The 23,117-nt window shown below is 40.2% G+C and carries 22 protein-coding genes; 14 read left to right on the top strand and 8 right to left on the bottom strand.

Going from position 1 to position 23,117, the window contains the following annotated elements; translation table 11 throughout:
- Positions 1–5 precede the first annotated feature (5 nt).
- Positions 6–3,698: a WD40 domain-containing protein gene (locus UYC_RS0125555; protein WP_016874452.1), complete on the bottom strand. Its 3,693-nt coding sequence runs from the start codon at positions 3,696–3,698 to the stop codon at positions 6–8.
- Between the two features lie 213 nt (positions 3,699–3,911).
- Here UYC_RS0125555 and UYC_RS0125550 point away from each other — a divergent pair, with 213 nt between their 5' ends.
- The 6 genes from UYC_RS0125550 to UYC_RS0125520 all read left to right on the top strand — a co-directional run bounded on the left by UYC_RS0125550 (position 3,912) and on the right by UYC_RS0125520 (position 8,405).
- A complete protein-coding gene (locus tag UYC_RS0125550) occupies positions 3,912–4,598 on the top strand; it encodes a hypothetical protein (RefSeq protein WP_016874453.1) in 687 nt (228 codons plus the stop codon).
- 294 nt (positions 4,599–4,892) lie between these two features.
- On the top strand, positions 4,893–5,765 hold the full coding sequence (locus UYC_RS0125545) for a hypothetical protein (protein WP_016874454.1): 873 nt from the start codon (positions 4,893–4,895) through the stop codon (positions 5,763–5,765).
- A 25-nt stretch (positions 5,766–5,790) separates the two neighbouring features.
- Positions 5,791–6,168 carry a hypothetical protein gene (locus tag UYC_RS0125540; RefSeq protein WP_016874455.1) on the top strand — a complete coding sequence of 126 codons (378 nt, stop codon included), beginning with the start codon at positions 5,791–5,793 and terminating at the stop codon, positions 6,166–6,168.
- 154 nt (positions 6,169–6,322) lie between these two features.
- Positions 6,323–7,285, top strand: a complete 963-nt coding sequence (locus UYC_RS0125535; protein WP_016874456.1) for a lipase family protein — start codon at positions 6,323–6,325, stop codon at positions 7,283–7,285.
- Positions 7,286–7,310: 25 nt separating this feature from the next.
- Positions 7,311–7,583, top strand: a complete 273-nt coding sequence (locus UYC_RS0125530) for a hypothetical protein (protein WP_016874457.1) — start codon at positions 7,311–7,313, stop codon at positions 7,581–7,583.
- A gap of 582 nt (positions 7,584–8,165) precedes the next feature.
- Positions 8,166–8,405, top strand: coding sequence for a hypothetical protein (locus tag UYC_RS0125520; RefSeq protein ID WP_016874459.1), 240 nt, complete (start codon positions 8,166–8,168; stop codon positions 8,403–8,405).
- A 23-nt stretch (positions 8,406–8,428) separates the two neighbouring features.
- On the opposite strand, the gene UYC_RS0125515 is transcribed toward UYC_RS0125520, so the two are convergent.
- Positions 8,429–10,921: a tetratricopeptide repeat protein gene (locus UYC_RS0125515; protein ID WP_016874460.1), complete on the bottom strand. Its 2,493-nt coding sequence runs from the start codon at positions 10,919–10,921 to the stop codon at positions 8,429–8,431.
- Positions 10,922–11,590: 669 nt separating this feature from the next.
- On the opposite strand from UYC_RS0125515, the gene UYC_RS0125510 reads away from it, so the two are divergent.
- The 4 genes from UYC_RS0125510 to UYC_RS0125495 all read left to right on the top strand — a co-directional run bounded on the left by UYC_RS0125510 (position 11,591) and on the right by UYC_RS0125495 (position 12,711).
- Positions 11,591–11,836 (top strand): hypothetical protein, encoded by a 246-nt coding sequence (locus UYC_RS0125510; RefSeq protein ID WP_016874461.1) that lies wholly within the window; start codon positions 11,591–11,593, stop codon positions 11,834–11,836.
- Positions 11,817–12,101, top strand: coding sequence for a hypothetical protein (locus UYC_RS0125505; RefSeq protein ID WP_016874462.1), 285 nt, complete (start codon positions 11,817–11,819; stop codon positions 12,099–12,101). The genes UYC_RS0125510 and UYC_RS0125505 overlap by 20 nt, the downstream gene beginning before the upstream one ends.
- A gap of 115 nt (positions 12,102–12,216) precedes the next feature.
- Positions 12,217–12,411, top strand: coding sequence for a MerR family transcriptional regulator (locus UYC_RS0125500; protein WP_016874463.1), 195 nt, complete (start codon positions 12,217–12,219; stop codon positions 12,409–12,411).
- Between the two features lie 120 nt (positions 12,412–12,531).
- A complete protein-coding gene (locus UYC_RS0125495) occupies positions 12,532–12,711 on the top strand; it encodes a hypothetical protein (RefSeq protein WP_200862399.1) in 180 nt (59 codons plus the stop codon).
- A 53-nt stretch (positions 12,712–12,764) separates the two neighbouring features.
- Here UYC_RS0125495 and UYC_RS0125490 read toward each other — a convergent pair whose 3' ends face one another.
- Entirely contained in the window at positions 12,765–13,238 is a 474-nt protein-coding gene (locus UYC_RS0125490; protein WP_016874465.1) for a TspO/MBR family protein, read from the bottom strand.
- A gap of 561 nt (positions 13,239–13,799) precedes the next feature.
- Between UYC_RS0125490 and UYC_RS0125485 the strand changes: the two genes are divergently transcribed.
- The 3 genes from UYC_RS0125485 (at position 13,800) to UYC_RS0125475 (ending at position 16,509) form a co-directional block, all read left to right on the top strand.
- Positions 13,800–14,240, top strand: coding sequence for a hypothetical protein (locus tag UYC_RS0125485; RefSeq protein ID WP_235082938.1), 441 nt, complete (start codon positions 13,800–13,802; stop codon positions 14,238–14,240).
- A 29-nt stretch (positions 14,241–14,269) separates the two neighbouring features.
- Positions 14,270–14,899 (top strand): hypothetical protein, encoded by a 630-nt coding sequence (locus UYC_RS0125480; RefSeq protein WP_016874467.1) that lies wholly within the window; start codon positions 14,270–14,272, stop codon positions 14,897–14,899.
- Between the two features lie 776 nt (positions 14,900–15,675).
- Positions 15,676–16,509 carry a hypothetical protein gene (locus tag UYC_RS0125475; protein WP_016874468.1) on the top strand — a complete coding sequence of 278 codons (834 nt, stop codon included), beginning with the start codon at positions 15,676–15,678 and terminating at the stop codon, positions 16,507–16,509.
- A gap of 14 nt (positions 16,510–16,523) precedes the next feature.
- Here the strand turns inward: UYC_RS0125475 and UYC_RS0125470 are convergent, their stop codons facing one another.
- From UYC_RS0125470 to UYC_RS0125460, 3 genes are all read right to left on the bottom strand, one after another.
- Positions 16,524–16,727 (bottom strand): hypothetical protein, encoded by a 204-nt coding sequence (locus tag UYC_RS0125470; RefSeq protein WP_016874469.1) that lies wholly within the window; start codon positions 16,725–16,727, stop codon positions 16,524–16,526.
- A gap of 107 nt (positions 16,728–16,834) precedes the next feature.
- Complete coding sequence (locus tag UYC_RS0125465; RefSeq protein WP_235082939.1) at positions 16,835–18,454, bottom strand: alpha-amylase family protein; 1,620 nt, start codon at positions 18,452–18,454, stop codon at positions 16,835–16,837.
- Between the two features lie 3 nt (positions 18,455–18,457).
- Positions 18,458–19,672, bottom strand: coding sequence for an acetate kinase (locus tag UYC_RS0125460; RefSeq protein ID WP_016874471.1), 1,215 nt, complete (start codon positions 19,670–19,672; stop codon positions 18,458–18,460).
- Between the two features lie 329 nt (positions 19,673–20,001).
- Here UYC_RS0125460 and UYC_RS0125455 point away from each other — a divergent pair, with 329 nt between their 5' ends.
- Positions 20,002–20,472 carry a hypothetical protein gene (locus UYC_RS0125455; protein ID WP_016874472.1) on the top strand — a complete coding sequence of 157 codons (471 nt, stop codon included), beginning with the start codon at positions 20,002–20,004 and terminating at the stop codon, positions 20,470–20,472.
- A 71-nt stretch (positions 20,473–20,543) separates the two neighbouring features.
- Here the strand turns inward: UYC_RS0125455 and UYC_RS0125450 are convergent, their stop codons facing one another.
- Both UYC_RS0125450 and gap read right to left on the bottom strand, forming a co-directional pair.
- The gene (locus tag UYC_RS0125450; RefSeq protein WP_016874473.1) at positions 20,544–21,539 is read right to left on the bottom strand and encodes a transaldolase; all 996 of its coding nucleotides are present in this window, start codon (positions 21,537–21,539) and stop codon (positions 20,544–20,546) included.
- Between the two features lie 310 nt (positions 21,540–21,849).
- Positions 21,850–22,899, bottom strand: coding sequence for a type I glyceraldehyde-3-phosphate dehydrogenase (gene gap / locus UYC_RS0125445; protein WP_016879711.1), 1,050 nt, complete (start codon positions 22,897–22,899; stop codon positions 21,850–21,852).
- Between the last annotated feature and the right edge of the window lie 218 nt (positions 22,900–23,117).

The following is a 23,117-nucleotide window of genomic DNA, read 5'->3' as shown; positions in this document are numbered from 1 at the left end:
TAATATTAGTCTTCTGTAATTGCACCTAGCACTCTTAATGATGCTTTTTGTGCATCGGTTAATCCCCTGACTCCAACAATATTCATTCCTTCATAAGGACGTGCGGCTTGAAGTGTTTTGCAGCACTTCCCTGTTCTAACATTCCACAGCTTAATCGTTTCATCATGGCTAGCACTTGCAAGTATCTCTCCGTCGGGACTAAACATTGCTGACCACACCCGATTGGTATGTTCCGCTAAGATTTTAATACACTCTCCCGTGCTTACATCCCATAATCTTACCGTCTGGTCGTCACTGGCTGTAGCAAGTATCGAGCCATCCGGACTAAATGTAACAAAATACACTCCGCTAGTATGCCCTTCTAAAGTTTTTATACATACACCTGAGGATAAATTATTGTTAATACTTGTAGTTAAATCCCACAACTTCGTCGTGCGATCGTCACTGGCAGTAGCTACAATTTTACCGTCGGGGCTAATAGCAACCGATAATACACCGTTAGTATGTCCTACAAGAGTTTGCAGGCATACACCCGTATTTACATCCCAGACTTTCGCGGTATAGTCTCCGCTTGCACTTGCTAAAGTTTTACCATCAGAGCTAAAAACAGCATACCAAATCCAGTTAGTATGGCCCTGTATAGTTTTCAGACACTCGCCTGTTCGTACATCCCATAATTTCAAAGTTCGGTCAGCACTGCTAGTCAATAAAGTTTTACCATCAAAGCTAAAATTCACTGACCAAATCCAGTTAGTATGTCCGTGCAAAGTTTTTAGACATTCTCCAGTGCTAGAGTCCCATAACTTGACTTCGTTACTACCACTAGCTAAAGTCTTACCGTCGGGACTAAAAGCAACCGATACAACTAAACTGCTATGTCGCGCTAAAGTTTTCAAGCATACACCTGCCTCAACATCCCATAATCGCACTTGGCAGTCGCCACTACCACTTACCAAAGTTCTACCATCGGGACTAAAGCCAATTAGCCGAAATGCATTTGTGTATCCTTTGAAAGTTCTTATACACTGGCCTGTTTCTACATCCCATAATTTCACTGTATGGTCTTCACTGCTACTAGCTAAGATCCCCCCTTCGCCCCCCTTATAAAGGGCAGTTGTGGGAAATTCCCTTCGGGAACGCTGCGCGAACGGACTAAAAGCTATCGACCAAACTTGGCTGGTATGTCCAGCTAAAGTTTTCTTGCAAACGCCTGTCTTTATATCCCAAAATTTTACTATTTTGTCGTGACCACTACTGGCAAGAGTTTTAGAATCTGGGCTAAACGCAATTCGTTGCACAAAGTATGTATGTCCTTGGAATGTATTTAGTAGTGTGCCAGAATTTACATCCCATAACTGTATTTTGCAGTCATTGCTGGTACTTGCAAGAAATTTTCCATCTGGGCTAAAGGTAACGGCTTGAATAAAATTGCTTGGTACTTGCAATGTATTGATTAGCTTACCTGTTTGCACATTCCACAACCGGATAGTGCCGTCATTTGCGCCACTGGCTAAAATTTGACCAGCAGGATGAAATGCCAGGGTATGAACTTGTCCAGTATGTCCGCGAAAAGTTATTAACAGTTTATCGCTAGAAATATCCCATAAATTGATTGTATGTTCATCACCAACACTTCCAACAAAGCGACTATCCGGACTAAATGCAACTTCGTATACCCAACTAGATTGCCCCTGAAAAGTTTTTAGACATTCTCCAGTACGAATATCCCATACTTTTACAGATTTATCATCGCTGCTAGTAGCTAACATTAGACCGTTAGAACTAAAGGCAAGGGAGAGAATCCAACGTTTGTGAGCCTTCCAACTCATGAGTGATTTGCCATCAGCTACTTGCCATAATTGCACCTCACCGCCAACACCTCCAGTCGCTAAAACTTTTCCATCTGGACTAAACCCTACTGCCAAGATACTGCTAAGAGTTTCGGTAAAGATAGATTTTGATAAATCAGCATTTTGGAAGTTAATACCATTTAAATTAATATTTTTCAGATAAGCCTGCCAAACCACGAGGTTAGAGAAATCTGCGTTCGTTAAGTTAGCTTGGATGTGGCAAAGTAAATTGAGGAGATTTCCTCCAGCATACCCAGGTTGAACTTGTGGATTATTTTGTAAGTTAGCAAGAAATTGATAAAGATAATTTTCTAGCTTATGTTTATTCCCAAAATGACTCAATAATTTATTTACTAAAGGCTTTAGTAACAAACACACTTGTGAATTACGAATATAGTCTTTAGCAGTAGCTTTAATTAGGGCATAACAGTTAAAAATCGATATTGTCCCCGTGGTAATTTCGTGAAATATCTCAGCATTTAATTTCTCTATCATGTATTCCATGACAGCAGGTTGTTGCGTAAAACTTGCAATATTAGCTGCATTACAACTCGTTTCAATTAATGACCTGGCTTTTAAAGATTCAAGTGCTTCAATTAATTCTCGTGGTGAGACAAGTGGTACAATATCCTGCCTTAGTTCATCTATAGCAACTGCTTCCCGGTTAATTGCTAACCAGTACATTACCTGCTTTTCTAAGAGAGGCAAACGTTCAAACTGTTGGTCTAAAAGTTCCCAAATATTGCCGAAAACAGAAGTTCCACAGTCTAAAAACTGGGAAACATCTCCAGAAAATAATTCTTGGGTTGTAGTTGCAACTATCTTTAAAGCTAATGGATTACCGCTATAACGTGCGGTTAGTAATTGCTCCTGCTCTTGCGTTACCGAAAAACCTTTATCTATAAAAATTTCGTGTATTTCTAATTCACTTAAACCCGCAAGTTGTAGGGAACGGACTGGTAAATTTTTACCTTCTTTAGATGCTAAACCTTTGGGTTTCTCGCGGCTTGTCAGTAACAAACAGCTTTGATGTGGTGATTCAGCGATATACCGAAATAAGTGGCCGTAACATTCATAGCCTTCCCGATAATTGCCTGCACTTGTATAAGGAACGAGAATTGTTTCAACATTATCTAAAATCAGCAAACACCGCGACAAATTCAAATATTTCATTAATAATGTTAGTTGTGCTTCCTCGGTGTCGGGTAATTCTATTTCCTGCTGGTTAGATAAAAATTTAATTAGATCTGAAAATATATTTTGTATGGGTGGCGCGTTGCGTAGAGAACGCCAAAAAATATATTCAAACGCATCCCGGTTATCTTGTGCAACCTTAACCGCGAGGGTTGTTTTACCAATACCACCCATCCCAAAGAGAGTGATGAGACGACAGCGATCGCCTACTATCCACTCTTTGAGTATTTCCCGTTCGCTTGTTCGTCCGTAGAATACCGAAACATCAACCGCTTCTCCCAAATCTTGGTAGCATTGGCGTTGTAATTCGGAAGTTGCCCCGCATTTGAGTGTCAGCTGATCTTCTATACCACTGCGCTCTCTATCTCCCTGGCTTTGGTAGTTCACCAAATACCGTCGCAGTACTGAACGAAAGTTACTTTTATTGATTTTTTCCCCAAATGCTTCACTAAGCGATCGCCATAATTGGAAACCTACGTGCTTAATATATTCCGAGTCATACCCTTCACTTTCAGCAATTTTAGCGTAGCTGAGTCCGTTCCACGTTTGACAAAAAACTAACTCCTGCAAATCGTTTAAACTGTTTGGAGCCAAAACTGTATCGATAATTACTAACGCTTCTTCCAGCGTGATTGATACCTCGTTAGAAGTCATTGTTTGCCGCAGCAGCTAGATATTTGGTTGTTTCCTAATAATAGGGAACCAGAAGTAGTATAAATTGCCTTTTTTTACAGCACAAATAACTTTATATAACTTTAACCACCCTTGTCGTATCCAAAGTCAAGAGCGAAGTCATCACTTTAAGTACCTTTTTGACACTGACTTCCTGCAATTAATTTTTTACATTTAATGCATACCCGGAAGGGAATGAAAGAAACCCTTCAACAATTAAGTTTTACACACTTGCATACAATTTTTGGAGTAATTATGCGTCTGCAACTACTTCGTCGTTCGCTTTATTCGTTAGGATTATTTGCTACTGTGCTTCCTTCGGCATTAATAGGTGAAGTTGGGTTGGCAGCAAATTCGCAGTCCCTTGCTTATCGTCCAATTGACCCTATTAATAATCCCAAACCTACCGCCTGTTCCTGCACTTGGGAACCATACTCCAATGACCCATATATTCCCACAACCACTCCGCAAAAGTTAATAAAACCTAGCTCCGCAGCCTATTGCCCAAAAATCAAATTTCCTCCTAAATACGATAGCAGTTCATATAAACCAATCATCTGTCCTCACTATTTGCGCACTCCCAAAAACTCATTTTCCATACCCATAGCGCCAACAATTTTGGCATACCCAGCTAGATTTGAGGGTGAGAGTACCAGCACATCTAAAGATCCACACTCGGCAAAAGAAGTTGGGAAAGCAGCTGTGAGGGGGATAGACTTGGTGGACGTTGCCACAGAAGGATTAATTGAAACATTAAGGGGTGGGCCTGCCAATGGAGCAAGGGCTGCTGGTGGAGAAGTTGTAAAAGGTTTAATTAAAGGCACTGTTGATCACTGCATGGGTTGTCATTTAGGTGGTAGTCCTAATAGAAACCCAAATTAATAACGTACTTAATTAAGATTTATGGTAATAAAACCCAACATTATCACCCTTTGTGTTGGGTTTTATCTCTTCCTAAGAATTATGAACTCAAGCAAAAATGCCAATTAAATTTTATATAGATTTGATTGACAAATTTTGTACTCTTGCTATGGAGTTACAAAACAAGGTATTAAAAAATACGCGAGTATTTCCAAGATTGCACCTGTGGTAAATCAGTGCAAACCTAACGCAATTTTGAATGCGTTGACAGACAAAAATTGAAGAAATTATAACTTTGACATTTCTACAATAATTATGAAGAAAACGCTTCGTAAAACTATCGTTGCGTTTGCAGTAATTGCAACGCTAACAACAGGGTGTCGCTCAACTGATGAATACAAAAAATTTGCCAAAGCAGGAAGTGAATATGCAAATGCAGTTGACAAATTACTTGAGGCTGCCAGTGACATCCGCATAGATACTACTTCTGAACAATTATTACGCAATGACCGAATTCTCAATCAAACAATTGAGGATTATAAAAAACTTACTGAACCTGATGAAAAACGTTTAGAGGTAATAGGTAAGCTACGCAAACATAACGAGTTGTTAAGAGAATATTTTCGACTGCTTAACGAACTTGCTTCTTCCGATGCACCTACACGCGCACAAGGAGAAATTACCGGAGTAGTAAATAATCTGAACAAGATTGGAAAAGAACTACAAGGCAGTGATTTAATTACAAATCCTGGTCTTTTGCAAGGCATTACCAATCTTGTAGTTTCATCACAAATTCGTGGGGCATTACGCGATGAGTTAGAAAAACGCAATCGTACAATTATGCTCGAACTAACTATCCAAAAGGAGATGTTAAAAGCTCTTGGAGATTCAATTGAACAGGATGCCAAACTTATTCGTATTGCAGAAGAAGAACGTTTTGTTATTCGCCCACTAATTGAAGATACAGAAATTGCCGACAAAGATGCATGGATTGAAACGCGACGAGAAATCTTAATTAGGGAAAGACGAGGAAAAGAACTTAAAAATGCCAGCAATGCATTAGGCAAATTTCAAGAAGTTTTTCAAGGTCTTGTTGAAGGAACATTAAGTCTTACTAGGCTCAATTCTTTTTTACAAGATGTTGATAATTTTCTGCAACTCGTTGAGGCAGATAAAAAAGCAAAGTAAATATTTACATCATAGGAGAATTATCATGATTTACAGCCCAACAATAATTACACGCGAAGAACTCCCATCAATTGCTAAAGTTCTTGAAGAATTTCTCAGAAAGATTCGTGAATGCGAACTCAAACTCAATTCACCAGAAATTCAGAACCAATTTGAAAAGGAAACTGACGTTGCTAAAAAACGTAAGTTTCTTGACGAACGTACAGATTTATCTATATTGCGTGTTAAACTTGAAACCGCAATTTTAGAAAAAATAGCTGCGCGTCTAAAGTGTCTTGAACAAGACCTCAAAGAAGGAATAGAAGGATTAAATCAAGCAATTAATGATGTAGAAAATACCGTAAATATTTTAACGACAATCAAAAATGTAACGGGAATTATTGCACGTATTCTTGTAATTTAATTACTTTTGCTCCATTGTTATCAGTGTGCAATGGGGCATTTCAAATCTATTAATGTAATTTACATTCGTTTGCTAGTAAGTAAACTAAGTTAGATGTATCTTTGTGGACTACATCAAGAAAACTAATGTTAAGCAATATGATTAGGAAGACTCAATGAATAACGGTAAAATACCAATAAATTTTAGTAATTTTAATAATGACCGAGCAATTGAGCTACTTAAGTTAACTCAAGAAGCTCACAAAAGGTATGACAAAGCTAAAGAAGATCCTAAATGGCGATGGGAGAATGACCTACCAGTAATTGAAGTAAACGGAGCAGAATATCAAATCCTTACCAATCTGGGCTTTGCGCATTACGATTGGCTAAGACGCAGGCGCATTCCCTTTGGATTTATCGCCAAACACCAAACTACACAAGATATTTACGTCGTTTTTCGGGGAACCTCAAATGCGCCTGAGTGGATTTCTAACATTAAATTTGTTCAGGAGTCATACGAGCAAGTAAAAAATCCTCCGCTTTGTCCAACAATACCTCCTGAGAAGTTGGGTAGAGTACACCGTGGATTTTATAAAACATACACCCGCCCTGACTTGGGAGGGTTAATTGATTGGGTTTATGATTTCACGCCACACAAAAATTATGAATCTATGCGTGATAGAGTAGAGATGTTTCTGTCTAAACACGCTTCGTCAAAAACTCGCGTATTCGTTACAGGTCATAGTCTTGGTGGTGCGATCGCAACACTGTGCGCACTTCACATTCACCTCAGTAATCAAATTAGTCAAACAATAGCGCTTGAAAACCTTATTTTATATACATTTGCCAGTCCGCGTGTTGGTGACCAAACCTTTGCAAAACATTTTGAAACACTTGAGTGCTACCGCATTGCTAATAGCGAAGATATTGTTCCCAAAATACCTATACCCAGCTTGCTACTTGCTTGTGCTCGTATTCCAGCAAAAAACGGGACAACATCGCTTACAACACAGTTACTTGGAAAATTGAGATATCAACATATAGGAGTGCCTATTTACTTTACGGCACAAACCGGAAATGTCTCTGATAACCACACTATACCAATCTATTTAGAGGCACTGAGAGTTAATAGGGATTAATACGAAGGCGTTGCCGAATTGAGGTATGAAATTTAAAAATCAGGCATTAAAAACTCTTATTCTCTGCGGCTGGTGCGCGACGCCAGTTGCTACAACGCGCTTAACCCGCAAGGGCGCACTGGCTCCTCTGCGTGAAACAAATTCATACTTTGAATCAGCAACGCCAATACGAAGCTATAACTTAGGTAAATTAGTTTTAAACAGTACAAAAAGCGATCGCGTGTGTTGCCATAAAAATTCCTTGACGCGGGCAGCATCGATTTTCTCTAATCCACTTGATCAAAAACCCAAAGCGTAAGCACGAAAGGGTTGGAATCTCTCAATAGGCTGAAAATATCGTGAAATGATTTTATTTATACAATATTTTTTAATTTTTTCAGCAAAATTGCTACTTGACAAAAGCCATGCTATCTTGATGTCTGACGAATGAGCTTTAATATATGCCCCTGGGAAAACGGAATAACAAGCTAACACAGACGATATCGCGCATTCCTGATTTACATACACAATTTGATGCAACCAAGATAACTAGAGCTAAATTTGATACAGCCAAGATGCGATTACTTGAGAGAGAGCTTTTAATCACCAATAACATCATGACTTGGTTTAGCGTCATGTTTTTTTTGGGTTGCTTAGTGTTAAGTTATACAATTGTTTCCTACAAAATAAGGGAAAATAGTATGTATGACAAACCAACTGAACATTTTATCCGGCATATGATCTAGGGTTTGAGGGTAATAAGAAGGCAGGAGGCAGAAGGCTAATCATATTTGCTAATAGTTCTGACAAACCCTCTACAGTTAATCTATAAAAATGCCATTGATTCCTGAAATAAAAGTATAGTTAGTTACTTAGATTTATTGGCAGTGGAGTAGCTTTGATGGTATTTTCACCAATGGTAGGAACTAGAGTTCCTGAAAAATGGCAGCAAAAGATTCAATTTTTAGCCCAAGCTTCTGGCTGTACTGAAGCAGATGTAGTTAGGGAAGCAATAGCAAGATATTTGAGTGAAGTTTTCCCTGATGATGTTATGCCTGAAGCTATCATGTCTGCGATCGCCTCCCATGAAGAGCGTGGGAGTAAGTCAGACATTCATGTAATAAATCACACAACTGGGTAATGAAATTCTCTTTTCCCTAGCCCCTATTTAGTGCCTAACTCTTGGAGTTGTTTTTCAGCTTTTTGACGTAACTCCTGATCGCTGTCTAATTCCAAGACTTTCTCGAAGTCTTTTGTCGCCTTGTCTGTACTACCCTGATCCTTATAGGCAATTCCTCGATTGTAGTAAGCATCAGGGAGTTTAGGATTAAGTATGAGAGCTTGGTTGCAGTCACTAATGGCGCGCTCGTACTCACCTTTTCTAAGGTATATCTGACATCGGTTGCCGTAAACCTCAGCTAGATTAGGGTTGAGTTTGATGGCTTGGTTATAGTCAGCAATGGCGCGATCGTATTCTTGTTTGGGGTAGTAAGCATTGCCTCGGTTATTGTAAGCTTCGACTAGATTGGGATCAAGTTGAATAGCTCGGTTGTAGTCAGCAATAGCGCGATCGTATTCTTGTTTGGGATAGTAAGCATTGCCTCGGTTGTTGTAAGCTTTAGCATCATAGGGATCTAGTCTGAGGGCTTGATCGTAGTCAGCAATAGCGCGATCATAGTCTTGTTTGTAGTAGTAAGCTAGCCCCCTGTTATAGTAAACTTTGGCATCATCGGGGTTAAGTTTAATGGCTTGGTTGTAGTCAGCAATAGCGCGATCATAGTCTTTTTTGTAGTAGTAAGCTAGTCCTCGATTGTAGTAAACTTTGGCATCATCGGGGTTAAGTTTAAGGACTTGGTTGTAATCAGCAATAGCGCGATCGTAGTCTTTTTTATAATAGTAAGCTTGTCCCCGATTGTAATAGGCTTTGATTAAGCTAGAGTCTAGTTTAATAGCTCGGTTGTAGTTAGCGATCGCATGATTATAGTTTTTTTTATAGTAGTAAGCATTGCCTCGGTTGTTGTAAGCCTCGGCTAGATTAGGATTAAGTTTAATGGCTTGATTGTAGTTAGCAATGGCACGGTTGTAGTCTTTTTTTTCAATATAAACTAATCCTCGGTTGTTGTAAGCTTCGGCGTCATAGGGATTAATTTTCAGAACTTGGTTATAGTCAGCAATGGCACGATTGTAGTCTTTTTTATAATAATAAGCATTTCCTCTATTTTTATAAGCTTTAGCATCATTGGGATTAAGTTGAATAGCTCGGTTATAGTCAGCGATAGCGCGATCGTAGTCTTTTTTACGGTAGTAAGTATTGCCTCGTTTTTTGTAATCTTTAGCATCATCAGAGTTAACTTTGAGGATTTTACTGTCATCGGTAAGGGATTTATTAGTATCTTTTTGGTTGGCTTTGCCAACGCCAGGTAGATCCTGTGCTTTGTCAGTCTCTGCTAAATTAGGATCGAGTTTGAGGGCTTGATTGTAATCAGCCATGGCGCGATCGTAGTCTTTTTTGTCGGCGTAAGCCAGCCCCCGATTTTTATAAGCTTCTGCTAAATCAGGATCGATTTTGAGAGCTTTAGTGTAATCACCAATAGCGCGATCGTAGTCTTTTTGATAGTAGTAAACATTGCCTCGGTTGTTGTATGCTTTAGCATCATCAGGATTAAGTTTGAGAGCTTGATTATAGTCAGCAATAGCGCGTTCGTAGTCTTTTTTGTAGTAATAAGCTACTCCCCGGTTGTTGTAAGCATTAACTAACTTCGGATCGAGTTTAAGAGCTTGGTTGTAATCAGCAATAGCACGTTCGTAGTCTTTTTTGTCAGCGTAAGCCAGCCCTCGATTTTTATAAACTTCTGCGAGATTGGGGTCAAGTTTAATAACTTGATTGTAGTCAGTAATGGCGCGATCGTAGTCTTTTTTGTAGTAGTAAGCCAGCCCTCGGTTGTAGTAAGCATTAACTAGGTTAGAGTCTAGATTAATGGCTTGGTTATAGTCGGTAATAGCATTATCGTAGTATTTCTTTTGAGCGTAGGCATTACCTTTGTAGAAATGGACGATGCTTTTATCCAAAGTAGGAACAGATTTTTTCATTTTCAGTGCATCGCTGAAACTGGCAATAGCCTTATCTAAATCACTAGCTTTGTAGCGAATTATTCCTATAGTCACAAGGCTTAAATAAATCATTTCATTGGAAACGCTTGTTTGCAATTTGAAACTTTTTAATTCGGATACGTCTGCTGTTTTCTCTAATCTTTTTATTTTAGGTAGTTCTTTGAGGGAACGTAAAACTTCAAAGTGAGCGCTCAACTGTACTGCCACATCTGTTGCTCCATAATCACCCCAAATCACGATAGTTGCTTTGTGTTTTTTACCCTCGTTGCGAGCATCTTTTTGTTCTGTGATGGTTTTATTTAAACGTTGTATTTTTACACCAGGAAATCCTTTGGTAGCGTCATCTAAACTATCAAAAATATTTTTTGTGACGCGGTAGTTTTTATGTTTAGAAGCTGAACCTTCAAAATTAGCAAGGAGAACAATAATGTCATTTGTTGGTAAATTTTGCCACGTATAAAATCCAGCAGTGCTCAATATGGAAGTAGCAATCATGCCAGCGAAGACTAAGCGATAGCAAGACGAAATACGTGCAAAATAGGGCATAATGAAAAACTTATAAATGTTGGTTCCCAAAACTCTTTTTATAATGTTGTTTCATCCTCAGGCTTATCTAACAGAATCCAGAATAAAGAATTTATTCTAACTACTGTAGACGCCCAGAGGGCAGCTTCCCGTAGGGTATTCTGAATTCTTCTTCAATGAATTCTTTAGGTGAAAACATACTCAAACGCACTCTTTTGGATCGGTTTGAGGAACGGAAAAGGGCGCAGAGTCGATTCTACCGTACTCATTCTTAAATGCTTCCATATCATTTATAAGGAAGTTAGTAAATTAAAAATGTAGTTTTTGTATTGATTCTTTACAACGTATTCTAAATTACATATTTTTCAACTCGATGGCAGCAGTGCTAACTTTAATACACTTGAATTATTTTTGTCACGCCGATCGCTTCTTTGTGTTTAATTGTTAATACCTAGTTTCTGAAACAGGCTTATTCCTTGACTTGAGGCTAATTGAAAAATATTGCTGTCAAAAGTTCCCAAGTTGTTGAATGTTGACAGCATAATTCAAAGTGCGATCGCTCCAGAGGTTTTTGCGTAAATACACTGCTACTTTAATTGCCCTTTTTCATAAAATACCGCAAAAACACGGTTACAATCTTTTGCGATCCCGATCAAAACTGCAATTATCCAGTTTAATTAGGGTGCATTTATGACAAGCCCTGTAATGACGGTAATCCGAGTCAATCTGGAAAGGGCAAAAGAGGTTGCTCAAGAATTGGAGCAAGCTTCATATACTCAACTCAGTGCTTATTGCTTGGAAATTTTGAGACAGATAGGATGCTCTGATACTGAACTCCCTGTCAACTTACAAACTCGCGAACAGCAGCTAAATTTCATCACTGGCTTTGCATCTTATGCTTTTGGGGAGGTACTAAATGTCCAAAGCATTCATTGAGGAACTAGAGGATATATTTGATTTCTCAGAGTCAGTAGAAAATACTGGTTTATTTCCAACAGAGGAAGATCTGTTGATTTTATACGAAAAATTCTCTGGATTTGAAATCCCCACAAATGTATTCTTACAAGCTATAGCCATTGCTGCTTATGATCGCGCATCTGCTTTTCGCTATGCCGATTACTATGTGAATGTTCTTAAAAATGAGAATAAACGTCAAAATTTGCTGGCTTTGGAAGACGAGTCTGATTTTGAAAACAATTGAAGTAACTTGATACTTTACTTCCAACAAGACTGGCTTGATCTTAATCTGAGTAATGAAAATTACTAGCATCTAGGCTTCAAGGTAAATCTAACAACAGAGAACCAGGAGATAAACTATGCTTAATCGTGGAATTTCTACTTTGGAAGCAGCCAGGCGTTTAGGTATAGATTTAAGCCAAATGCATCAGATTTTACACACGGGACAACTTCCCACCCGCAGGCGAAACGGACAACGAGTTATTACTGAAGGTGCTGTGCAGGAATATCAAGCCAGAAAAAGACTTGCCTCTCGCTATCAAGATTGGTATTGAGGAGGAGGCAGAGAGCAGCGCGTTGCGGAGAGAAGTCTGTAGACGCGGAGCGGTGAGCCAGTCCGGTGGACGGGTTCCCCGGCATAAAGGAACTGGCGAACCCGGAGGGCTTCCCGCAGGGTGCGGCGGCTTCCGCCGATGGTGCGAGCGGGGATAGCTGTGGTTGCTGTGCAACCACAGCGTCGGCTCTGCCCCCGCCGCACCTGCATGGCAATCAGAACTTCGGAGGGTTCCCCCCCCGTTGTAGCGACTGCCCAGAGGCAGAAGGACAAAGGGACAAGGGGAAGAATTCTCCCCTGAAGCTCCTGGTGCTTCTTTCTTAGTCCCTAATCCCTAATCCCCAGCACCTTTTTTTAATTGCCTATGCCAGGATTCAGTTGAATTAATACCCAAGTCAAATAAGTACCAAAAGGCCCCCAAAGAGCATAAGGTAAAAATAGCCAAGAAGCTGCTTGGGAAATTGGTTTAACCAAAAATGCCAGAATGTAGACGAGAATGGTTGCCAAGCCACCAACAATTATTCCACCGAAAAGGCTGCGGAGTTCAACCACAATCGGACTATATGCTGAAGTCAAAATAGCGATCGCTGCATACATCGCCATCAAAAACCAAGGACGAAATCTTTTTGAGCTTTGATCCCACACTAATATTGCAGAAATTGTGGTACAACTCCAAATCACAAACCAGACAAACGGGATGATAAACTCAAATGTCAACCAGTCTGGGCGTTCCAAGCTCTGAAACCAGGGATCGCGTAAAGATGTAAACAGGCTGCCACCAAAAAACAGCGCTGCTGAGACTGCGACAATAATCCATCTAGCTTTCACAACAAATACCTGTAAAAGTAGGATTTTATTAGCAGTTTAGACTTTAGTGAACATTATTGCACCTATCTTGAGTTTAAGACCTCACTCTGTTCTAGCGGACGGGGTGAAGATTACTAAACTTCTTGCAAAAATCAGGATCTAGATTTATTACAACCACAGATAAACACAGATAGACACAGATATTATCCGTGTTCATCTGTGTCTATCTGTGGTCGATTTTTCACATCTTGCACCAGTTGCTTGATTGCAATTCTTTTAGGGTGGGCACTGCCTAACTTTCTTCAAACTCTTATTGTTACATTGTAGACAGTGCTCCGAAGTTCCTGGGGCGTGGGAAACCCGCCTGCGGGGCTTCTCTCCACCTTACAGTTATAAAGAATGCTGCAAGTCTCAGAGTTATTTGAAAATCGAATGAGTGCAAAAGATTTACTCTACATAAACCGCTACAATCACCTGAATTGGTGATCCAAATGCATGAGTTCAATTGCTGCCATCTCTATTTAGGATGAGGACTAATGAACAGCAAAAAAGTCCATCATAAATAAAATGTGGGAGGCAAGAGTGCTCAAGACGACTCCAAGAAATTGGTTTACTTGGAATTGTGACGTTGTAGAGGATAATTTATCTATTGGAAGTATCGAATTTTCAGCTTGGGGAGAAGCTGGTCAATTTTTTATTTCAAATTCTTGCTATGTAGCTTACCGTGAAACTCCAGTAAGTGCAATTTTTTTTCTAGAACAAAACGGTGAACGTATTGCCTGGGCTGTGAAACCTAATCCTTTTGCAAGAATGTTTGAAATTACCTATGCTGATACCAAATACGAGCTAAAAGCTGAATCCCCTTTTTCTAGAGAGTTTGTTTTACAAGAGCGCGAACTAATAATCGGTGCAATTAGTCCTGAACATCTTTTTACTCGCAGAGCGATCGCAGATTTGCCTACAACTATTCCTTTGCCTTTGAGGCTGTTTATGATTTGGCTTGTACTTTTGCGACGTTGCTGAAATAGTAATGCTAAAAAAGCATCAAAATTATGAATAAGATTTTTTCTATTATGAGTGCGATCGCACTCATCTTTAGCAATGGCTGTACTGTGCAAGTGAATCCCACTCCCACGCCCACTCCTACTCCACCAACAGCCCAACCGAAATCAAATACAATTACTGACACCATTGATGTAGAAGGAGAAAAACAGAAAATTACGCTCAACCTCTACAAAAGAGCAGGTTTACCCTTTACAACCTATGTACCAGCCAATCGTTTTGTAGATCAAACAGTTAGTTCCGGGGAGGGAACAGCAGTATGGTTTTATTGGCTTCAACCTGATGGTAAACCCAATAAAAACGTGTACGTACAGTTTTTCTTTCCTGGTGAAAAGTTAACTTTGCAACAGACAACAGAAAGATTATTGGGAAATAATGGTTTATTTGCCATCAATAAATGGCAAGTAACTAACCGTTCTCAAGCTCAAGAGGATTTATATCCTTGGGCAACAGAAAAAATAGTCTTTCGGCAACAAGGCGATCGCAATATCGTTGGCAGTGTCTTTGTTGGTGAATCCAATGGCAGAGCCTTCTGGGCAGTAAAACACTATCCAGCAGAATTCGGCGATGGTTTTGAGCCTTTAGCAGGAAAAATCTTTAGTTATTTGCAATTGATTTAGGGGAGCGGCTTAGTCTCAAGCTTTTAGCCCCTAATCCCAAAAAATATTAATTTGGTCGATTTGTCAATCTCTTATTCTAAGTATATTTACTTGCTTAATATATTTACTACTTACGGGTGATGTTTAAGTAATTATCAACCAAATGGTATAAAAATCATAATTTGCGTAATTCCTAGCAGATACCTATTTTGAATTGTAAAGTCTTTACCAAAAGACTATTCCAAGTATCCCAACCATCACGACCTAGCTGTAGTTAGTATTACGGATATTTCTTAAGTAGGTAAACAAGCAAGACTGTTAAGTTACAGAAAAGTCAGGTAATCATGACAAATACGTGATTGTACTTAAGTATTCAGTTTTTTTAATACATAAACTATAAAATAAATTATTTTTTAATGTTTAAAAAATGATTAAAATTTTAGTTTACCAACATCACAATAGGTTGCTAATTGTAACGTAGTCTAAATCTAAATCAATAAAATCTAAGTTTTAAAGGCATACTGTAATATTACCAAGTTACTGTTAACCTTTACACAAATTTATTACTCAGTATAAATGCTATGTATATTTATATGCATAGTCATATTTATTACTCAATATATTTGACAAATATAGGTAATTACGGATAGATTTTGAAGAAAAAATTAAATAATAATGCAACAGATGATTTTTCTAGACAAAAAATCAAGTTAAACACCATAACACAGCGTCTTCAAATTGTAATTAATTTGATGGTATTACTGTGAAATTTTGAGTGTTTTTCTAAGTAAATTAGCATGACACAACTGACTTCTATGCAATCGATGACTTATCTGGATTTGCAATCTCTTTCGTTTAATAATAATGCAACTAACCTAGCCAAAGCCAACTTTTCAAGCTCTAAAAAAATGGCGGAAATTTTAAATAAAAGAATTAAAGCCAAGAAGAGAGTTGCTAAATCAGATATTATCGATGAAATACACCGTTTTGCAATTCAGAAGCATCCAGTGTTAACGAATCGGATGTATTCAAAGCTTCTTAGTCAAGACTTATCTACAAAAGGATTTGAAATCTTTTTTAATGATTATTATCATGCTTCCTGTCATGGCTTCTTTTGGATCGTTTTACGTCAAGCATTAAATGCACACCAAGACAAGACTTGGCGCAATTATATAAAAACTATGCTTGCAGAAGAAAGTCGGCCGCGGATGCATTGTGTAATTTTAAAAGAATTTATTGAGTCTTGCGGTTTTCAAATTCAAGAACCAGTTGTCGCACAACAATTTATTGATTCAATGGTAAAAGGTTTTACAAGTGATATTCCTTTTGCCTTGGGATATTCACTAGGGGTAGAAGTAGAAGGTGCGTATCAAATTGATCTGATTGAACAAAGTTGCAAACCAAAATTCTCAGAACAGTTAGCGCAAACAATTTGGTTTGAAATCCATTTAGACTCTAGCGGAGAAGAAGAACACGCTAATCAAGCAGTTGATACGATTGAGAGAACATTGAATAGTGAATCGGATCTAGAGCGATTGCGCCAAGGTTTTTTTCAAGCGTGTGATGATACTTACAATTTTATGGAGTCACTGTACCAGCATATTGCAACAGTCCCAACAGCTACCAGGTAAGCCCACTACCCTCGTTACCCTCGTTTACCCTCGTTACCAGGTTCAACCTGGTAACGAAAAATAGAGCCTCTGGCTCTGATATCACCCACCGAGTAACGGTGAAAAAACACTTCTGTTGTCTTTCCTTCTGCCTCTGGGCAGTCGCCACCCTGACGGGAAGCCCTTCGGGTTCGCCAGTCACCTGCGCTCGTGTTACCCTCCCGCAGTGCTGGACTCACCGCCCACTCTCCGAGAAGCCAGGCTACGCCTGTCTACCGGGCGTCTACAACGGAGGGGAACCTCCGCACGGCGCTGCTCTCTGCTCTCTGACTTGTTTCTTAAAACTTCACAAATCTGTAAAAACCCAGGCTCCTGTTGTATCAAACCAATTAAATGTCACTTCTTCTCCATTGAGTTTCCAGCGTCGGGGACAGGTGTTGTACAACCAATCAAGGGGTTCTGCTGGGGGTAATTCCTTAGCAGCAAATGTAAAAGCTCTCTCTAAGGCTTGACGTTGTTCAACTTTAATAGAAGCGGGATTTGCGGAGACAAAGAGGGGAGTTCCACTTTGAGCAACAAGTGTCAACCACTCTTGATTTTTTTCCCACGGCACTAAGGGAGTTAACCCTACACAATCAGCATCTACAGCATGAAATGCCTGATGTTGAGGAATGCGAAATGCTAAGGTGTTGATTCCCATGCGACGAGTTCGTTCCCACTCCAAACCACTTGTATCATCTCCAATGCGTTGGAGTTCAAAAAAACCTGCACCTAAATGATTAACTGTATTACAGCCGATGAGGATTGCATCTCCTGCGCTCTCACGTAATGCCTGGTACAGTTCCAAAATTATTTCTGCTGTGGTACGAGAGCGATCGCTAAATGCCCATCCATCATCAGTCAGTTCTGCTCCCAAAGGTTTTACCCAAGTTTGCCGCCCCCAGCGTCCGAAAATATCCCAAGCTGTAAAATCATGTTTAATAAGTTGATATCCCCAGTCGAGAAAACGCTGCATATCATTGCGTATTAATTCCAATACCTCTGGTTGGGAAGGATCGAGGGGATATTCTATTCCCAAATGACTTTGACGCTGAACTCCTAACTTCCATTCTTGCGGCACGTACTCTGCTGTCAATAGAGGACGAAACCACAGCCCTGGTTTGGCACCAACTGCCTGAATTTGTGACGCTAAGGCTGCCATATCTGGAAATTTAGCATTTCCCATACACCAAGGGCCGCCATTACCTGGTTCTCGACAGATTTGCCATCCGTCATCAATAACCATGTAGGGGCGATTATCTGGATTTGGAGATAAATCGCTAATTAATTTGGCTTCATCGAGAATTTGAGTAGCTGAACTTTTACCGTAGGCGTGATACCAGTTATTTCCTCCATATACAGGGTGAGATGGCAGCCTGGGAGATGTACACAACTGTTGACAAAATGCCTGCGCTGCCTGAAAAGGAGTTTCACCTTCTTCTCCTCTTCTAAATACGACAGTTGCTGCCTCTAAAGTTCGAGTTCCCAGTTGAACGCCTACACTACCACAGCGCACATCTAACCATAAACTCACTCCTTCTGCATCTGTCTGCCAGAAACAAAGAGAACGCGATCGCGTTTTTACTCCCAATCCATGCGTTAATTTGCCATCATAAATCAACATATACCAGGGCATGACGCGCTCTGGGAAAAGTCCTCGCCATTCTAGTTCTCCATAACTGCGTTCCCAACTATCTCCTAGAAAGCGAGATTGTTCGGGAAATTCTGTTTGCCAGCGTAAACAAAGGCGAGAAACTGGAAGTTTAGGACTTGTTAGGAAAACTTTTAAGCTATTTTCCTCCAATTTCAGCAAGCATTTAACACTCTTTGCAGTCCATTTTCCTTCTGACTGATGTGATAAACAAATAACTTCCCCGGAGGAATATAAATTTACTCGGTCAGGATATCTAAGAAAATCCGTTAACATGAGCTACATCAGTAATTGCCAACATTCAGTTGCGATCGCCCAATCTTCTTGGGTATGAATTACCAATACTCGCACCGTTGAGTCAGGGGCAGCAATATCTGAGTCTACTGGATTGCCCATATTTTTTTGCGAATCTAGTTTCAATCCCAAAAATTCAAAAGCTTCACAAGCTGCGGCGCGAATATCAGCAGCATTTTCACCTACACCAGCGGTAAATACTAAAGCATCTAGTCCTCGCAAACTCGCAATCGTCGCACCAATATAAGACTGCAAGCGATGTACGTATATATCCCAAGCTAGTTGAGCGCGAGAATTACCTTGAGCGATCGCTTCACGAATTCGTCGCATATCACCAGACACCCCCGAAATTCCACGTAAGCCGGAGTTTTTGTTTAAAACATGATCTAATTTATCAACAGTATAACCATCTTGGCGCAATAAGTGGATGAGAATACCAGGGTCAACAGCACCCGAACGACTGCCCATCATCAGTCCATCCAGAGGTGTAAAGCCCATTGTCGTATCTATACTGCGACCGTTTTTAACTGCTGCGAGAGAGCAACCGTTGCCGAGATGGCAAGTGATTAATCTTAAAGAAGCTAAATCTCGACCGAGAATTTGAGCCGTCCGTTGAGCGCAATACTGATGGCTAATGCCGTGAAAACCGTAGCGACGGATACCTTGCTCTACCCACTCGTAGGGGCCGGGATAGATTGCTGCTGCATCGGGCATACTGCTATGAAAAGCGGTATCAAAAACTGCTATCTGGGGGACATCTCCCAACAGTTGCTCTATTGCCTCGATGCCTTGCAAATTTGCGGGATTGTGGGCAGGTGCAAGAGTGCAAAGACGAGCGATCGCATCTTTAACATCTTCAGTAATTGCCACACTTACACGGTATTCTTGCCCACCATGCACTACACGATGTCCTACCACATCAATTTCTGACAGTTCATCAATTACTTGGGTGGAACCTTTGTACAGAGTATCCAGTAGATAAGCAATAACTTGAGGACGAGACTCTGCCGAGATTTCTGCTTGCAACGATTCTCCAGTAGCAGTTTTAACCTCAATTTCTGCAACGCCTTGATGATGAGTCCAATCTACTTTCCCTTCCCAAAGAGGTTGGAGTGGTTCTTGAGGGAGAGCTTTACCTGTTATCTCATACAGACAACTTTTTTGGCTACTCGATCCGGCATTTAGTACCAGTATTTTCATAGTCAGAGGAAAAATCTGTCTTTTCTCTTGTAGCTTTTACCTTCTTCTTAGCCAACTTTCGCCAGAGGGATAATACATTAGCTCGCCGTTTTTATAGATTCTTACTCTTTAGATTTAATTTATAAATAACCTCTTAACTCAACTTTGCCAATGATGAAATAATATCATCTGGGCTAACAGTAGCGTGACAGCTAGTGCTGTTGCACTCACCGTTAAAAGTAAAAAATGCCATTTCAAACTATCTTCATAAAACTTTCAATGCTGCTACTGATGTTGCTCTTATATTTTCTTTAGAAAATTAAAAATGAAATTAATATATTGCAAAAATAATGCAGATTATAGATTTTTTAGTTAGTGTCAATGGAAATGCTCAGTTATGGGGTGGCGACGGGCAATTTTTAGGAGTTGTATCAAGCAATATCTATGATGTAAATTCAATTCTTAATCAGTATGGATTTTATGGCGGTCAGTATGGTGTTTTCAGCATAAGTAATCCTTATGGCTTATACGGTGGTCAATGGGGTGTATACAGCCCTTACAATCCCTACTGCACCTATCCTCCCGTTATTGTGTATGGGAATAATCCAGTAATCATAGTTACACGAAACCCTTATGCACAAACTAATGGGTTACCAATAATTGATCCTGATTTGCTACTTGGGGTGTACACTCAATTAACCCAATCTCCAACAAACGTTAATTTGGTACAAGCACACCTGCAAACACTTACTCAAGCCAGCAAATCTAATGCAGAAGCTATTAACAGAGCTATGCAAATAAGTGCCAGTATGTTTCGTTAAAAAATCCCCCTAATCCTCTGCAAGAGGTTAGGGGGAATCTCATTCATTGTAGAGATATACAGCAATTAGGATTAAACAGTGACTTTAGCCTCTAATTTAGTCAGTCTTTCTGCTAATAGTTGTTCTAAAGTTTCCAGTGCCTTGGTGAAACCTTTGATACCTTCGTCTAGTTTTTCTGATGCCATGCGATCGCTCGCGTGCATCTTGTCAAAGGTAGCTTTGTCCATCGAAATTTTTTCAATGTTCATGCCTGCTGCCTTCTGGGGATCGAGTTTGCGAGGCAGTTCGCCAACAGTTGCCTGCAATTCACCCAAAAGTGCTGGAGAAATAGTCAACAAGTCGCAGCCTGCAAGTTCGGTGATTTCGCCGATATTGCGGAAGCTAGCTCCCATCACTTCGGTTTGATAGCCGAATTTCTTGTAGTAGTTATAGACAGTCGTTACAGAAACAACTCCCGGATCTTCCGCTGGAGCGTAATCCCGTCCGGTTTCTTTTTTGTACCAGTCGAGAATGCGTCCGACGAAAGGAGAAATTAGAGTAACTTTAGCTTCAGCACAGGCGATCGCTTGATGCAAACCAAACAGTAAGGTAAGGTTGCAGTGAATTCCTTCTTTTTCCAGTATTTCAGCAGCGCGAATACCTTCCCAAGTCGAAGCAATTTTAATCAGAATGCGATCGCGGGAGACTCCAGCAGCTTTGTACTGGGCAATTAATTCCCGTGCTTTAGCTACTGTTCCTTCCACATCGTAGGATAAGCGTGCATCTACTTCTGTAGACACCCTACCAGGGATAATCTGCAAAATCTTTAATCCAAAGGACACTGCCAAACGATCAAACGCAACAGAAACTATCTGCGCTTGACTTGCTCCCGAACCAGCATCTTTCTTTGCTTGGAGTAAAGTCTGATCGACGATTTCTTGATATTCCGGCATCTGTGCCGCAGCGGTAATCAAGGAGGGATTGGTAGTCGCATCTTGTGGCTTGAACTTTTCAATTGCCTTGATATCTCCCGTATCTGCGACTACTACGGTCATTTCTCGCAATTGTTCAAGTAAATTCTTCGACATTTTTAACCTCTTGAATGTAGTTGGTTCAGGACAGATACCATTTAGCTGTGATGCTATTGATGCTTAAATTTAGTGGTAATGAGTAATTGGTTATTTAGGGATTCATTAATATTCTTGATTACTGATTACCAATTACACATTAAGAATTTTGGAAAAAGTCCTGAGTACTCCCCTCCTGGCCTATTCTAGGCAGTTTCTTTGCAGATTGGTTGTGCGATCGCATGCAATTTCGTTAAATCATTTTGCAATTTTGGTCAAAAATATCCCCGACTTTTTGAAAAAGTCGGGGATCTGAATCTTATCCTCTCAATTAAACTGCTGCTACTGCCGTGCGCTCTAAAAGCCCTTCTTTTTGTGCCATTGACAACATCAGGTCAACTACCCGATTGGAATAGCCCCACTCATTGTCGTACCACGCCACAACCTTAAAGAAGTTGGAATTAAGCTCAATACCCGCACCAGCGTCGAAGATGCTAGAGCGAGAATCGCTTTGGAAATCTGTGGAAACTACTTCCTCATCTGTGTATCCTAGTACACCTTTCAATTCTCCCTCAGCAGCCTGCTTCATAGCAGCACAGATTTCTTTATAACTAGTAGCCTTAGCTGTCTTAAAGGTTAAATCAACAACTGAGACATCAGGTGTAGGAACCCGGAATGCCATACCAGTCAACTTGCCTTTCAACTCTGGTAAAACTAGTGCTACTGCTTTGGCTGCCCCAGTAGATGAGGGAATGATATTCTGCGCCGCACCACGTCCGCCGCGCCAGTCTTTCTTGGAAGGGCCATCTACGGTGGGTTGGGTGGCAGTCATAGCATGGACTGTCGTCATTAAGCCTTCAGTTAAACCAAAGTTATCATTGATCACCTTGGCAATGGGGGCAAGACAGTTAGTAGTACAGCTGGCATTAGAAACAACTGTATCTTTGGCTGGGTCAAACAAGTTATGGTTGACACCTACCAACAAAGTCTTAACTTTTTCTGGATCTTTGGTAGGAGCAGAAATTATCACTCGCTTTGCTCCTGCCTTTAGATGGTTTGCCGCTCCATCAAAATCTGTAAAGAGTCCTGTAGATTCGACAACGTAATCTGCACCTAATTTACCCCAGGGCAATTCGGCCGGATTCCGAATTGACACGCAAGGGATAAATTGTCCATTAACAACGATACCGTCATCTTTTGCTTCCACCTGGCCCTGATACATACCGTGGGTGGAATCATATTTTAATAAGTAAGCGAGGTTATCTGGCGGCACCAAGTCATTAATACCCACAAATTCAATGTTAGGGTTATTGATGCCAGCGCGAAACACCAGACGCCCAATCCGACCAAATCCGTTAATACCTACTTTCAACTTAGCCAAGATATAATCTCCTATTCCTGAAACTCTACCAAGAGTTATTTTCTTCCCCTTCACGCTGCATTCAGCAGGGATAATTCATTTGGCTTTAGTCACTACAAAGTCTGACTTACCCGATCCTGACAGCCTGAGTCAACAAAAACGGTTTTAATTGGCATCTTTTAAGATTCTTGTAATATTCTTAGGTTTTAACTTCATAAAAATACCGACAATATACCAAA

The sequence above is a fragment of the Chlorogloeopsis fritschii PCC 6912 genome (genome assembly GCF_000317285.1).
GTDB classification, from domain to species: domain Bacteria; phylum Cyanobacteriota; class Cyanobacteriia; order Cyanobacteriales; family Nostocaceae; genus Chlorogloeopsis; species Chlorogloeopsis fritschii.
Note: the sequence above shows the minus strand (reverse complement) of the source record. Positions and strands in the feature narration are given on the sequence as shown.

What these genes read in the sequence shown, in the direction of transcription:
- UYC_RS0125555 (WP_016874452.1), bottom strand. Translation starts at nt 3,698, where the DNA reads ATGACTTCTAACGAGGTATCAATCACGCTGGAAGAAGCGTTAGTAATT.
- UYC_RS0125550 (WP_016874453.1), top strand. Translation starts at nt 3,912, where the DNA reads ATGAAAGAAACCCTTCAACAATTAAGTTTTACACACTTGCATACAATT.
- UYC_RS0125545 (WP_016874454.1), top strand. Translation starts at nt 4,893, where the DNA reads ATGAAGAAAACGCTTCGTAAAACTATCGTTGCGTTTGCAGTAATTGCA.
- UYC_RS0125540 (WP_016874455.1), top strand. Translation starts at nt 5,791, where the DNA reads ATGATTTACAGCCCAACAATAATTACACGCGAAGAACTCCCATCAATT.
- UYC_RS0125535 (WP_016874456.1), top strand. Translation starts at nt 6,323, where the DNA reads ATGAATAACGGTAAAATACCAATAAATTTTAGTAATTTTAATAATGAC.
- UYC_RS0125530 (WP_016874457.1), top strand. Translation starts at nt 7,311, where the DNA reads ATGAAATTTAAAAATCAGGCATTAAAAACTCTTATTCTCTGCGGCTGG.
- UYC_RS0125520 (WP_016874459.1), top strand. Translation starts at nt 8,166, where the DNA reads ATGGTATTTTCACCAATGGTAGGAACTAGAGTTCCTGAAAAATGGCAG.
- UYC_RS0125515 (WP_016874460.1), bottom strand. Translation starts at nt 10,921, where the DNA reads ATGCCCTATTTTGCACGTATTTCGTCTTGCTATCGCTTAGTCTTCGCT.
- UYC_RS0125510 (WP_016874461.1), top strand. Translation starts at nt 11,591, where the DNA reads ATGACAAGCCCTGTAATGACGGTAATCCGAGTCAATCTGGAAAGGGCA.
- UYC_RS0125505 (WP_016874462.1), top strand. Translation starts at nt 11,817, where the DNA reads ATGTCCAAAGCATTCATTGAGGAACTAGAGGATATATTTGATTTCTCA.
- UYC_RS0125500 (WP_016874463.1), top strand. Translation starts at nt 12,217, where the DNA reads ATGCTTAATCGTGGAATTTCTACTTTGGAAGCAGCCAGGCGTTTAGGT.
- UYC_RS0125480 (WP_016874467.1), top strand. Translation starts at nt 14,270, where the DNA reads ATGAATAAGATTTTTTCTATTATGAGTGCGATCGCACTCATCTTTAGC.
- UYC_RS0125475 (WP_016874468.1), top strand. Translation starts at nt 15,676, where the DNA reads ATGACACAACTGACTTCTATGCAATCGATGACTTATCTGGATTTGCAA.
- UYC_RS0125465 (WP_235082939.1), bottom strand. Translation starts at nt 18,454, where the DNA reads ATGTTAACGGATTTTCTTAGATATCCTGACCGAGTAAATTTATATTCC.
- UYC_RS0125460 (WP_016874471.1), bottom strand. Translation starts at nt 19,672, where the DNA reads ATGAAAATACTGGTACTAAATGCCGGATCGAGTAGCCAAAAAAGTTGT.
- UYC_RS0125455 (WP_016874472.1), top strand. Translation starts at nt 20,002, where the DNA reads ATGCAGATTATAGATTTTTTAGTTAGTGTCAATGGAAATGCTCAGTTA.
- UYC_RS0125450 (WP_016874473.1), bottom strand. Translation starts at nt 21,539, where the DNA reads ATGTCGAAGAATTTACTTGAACAATTGCGAGAAATGACCGTAGTAGTC.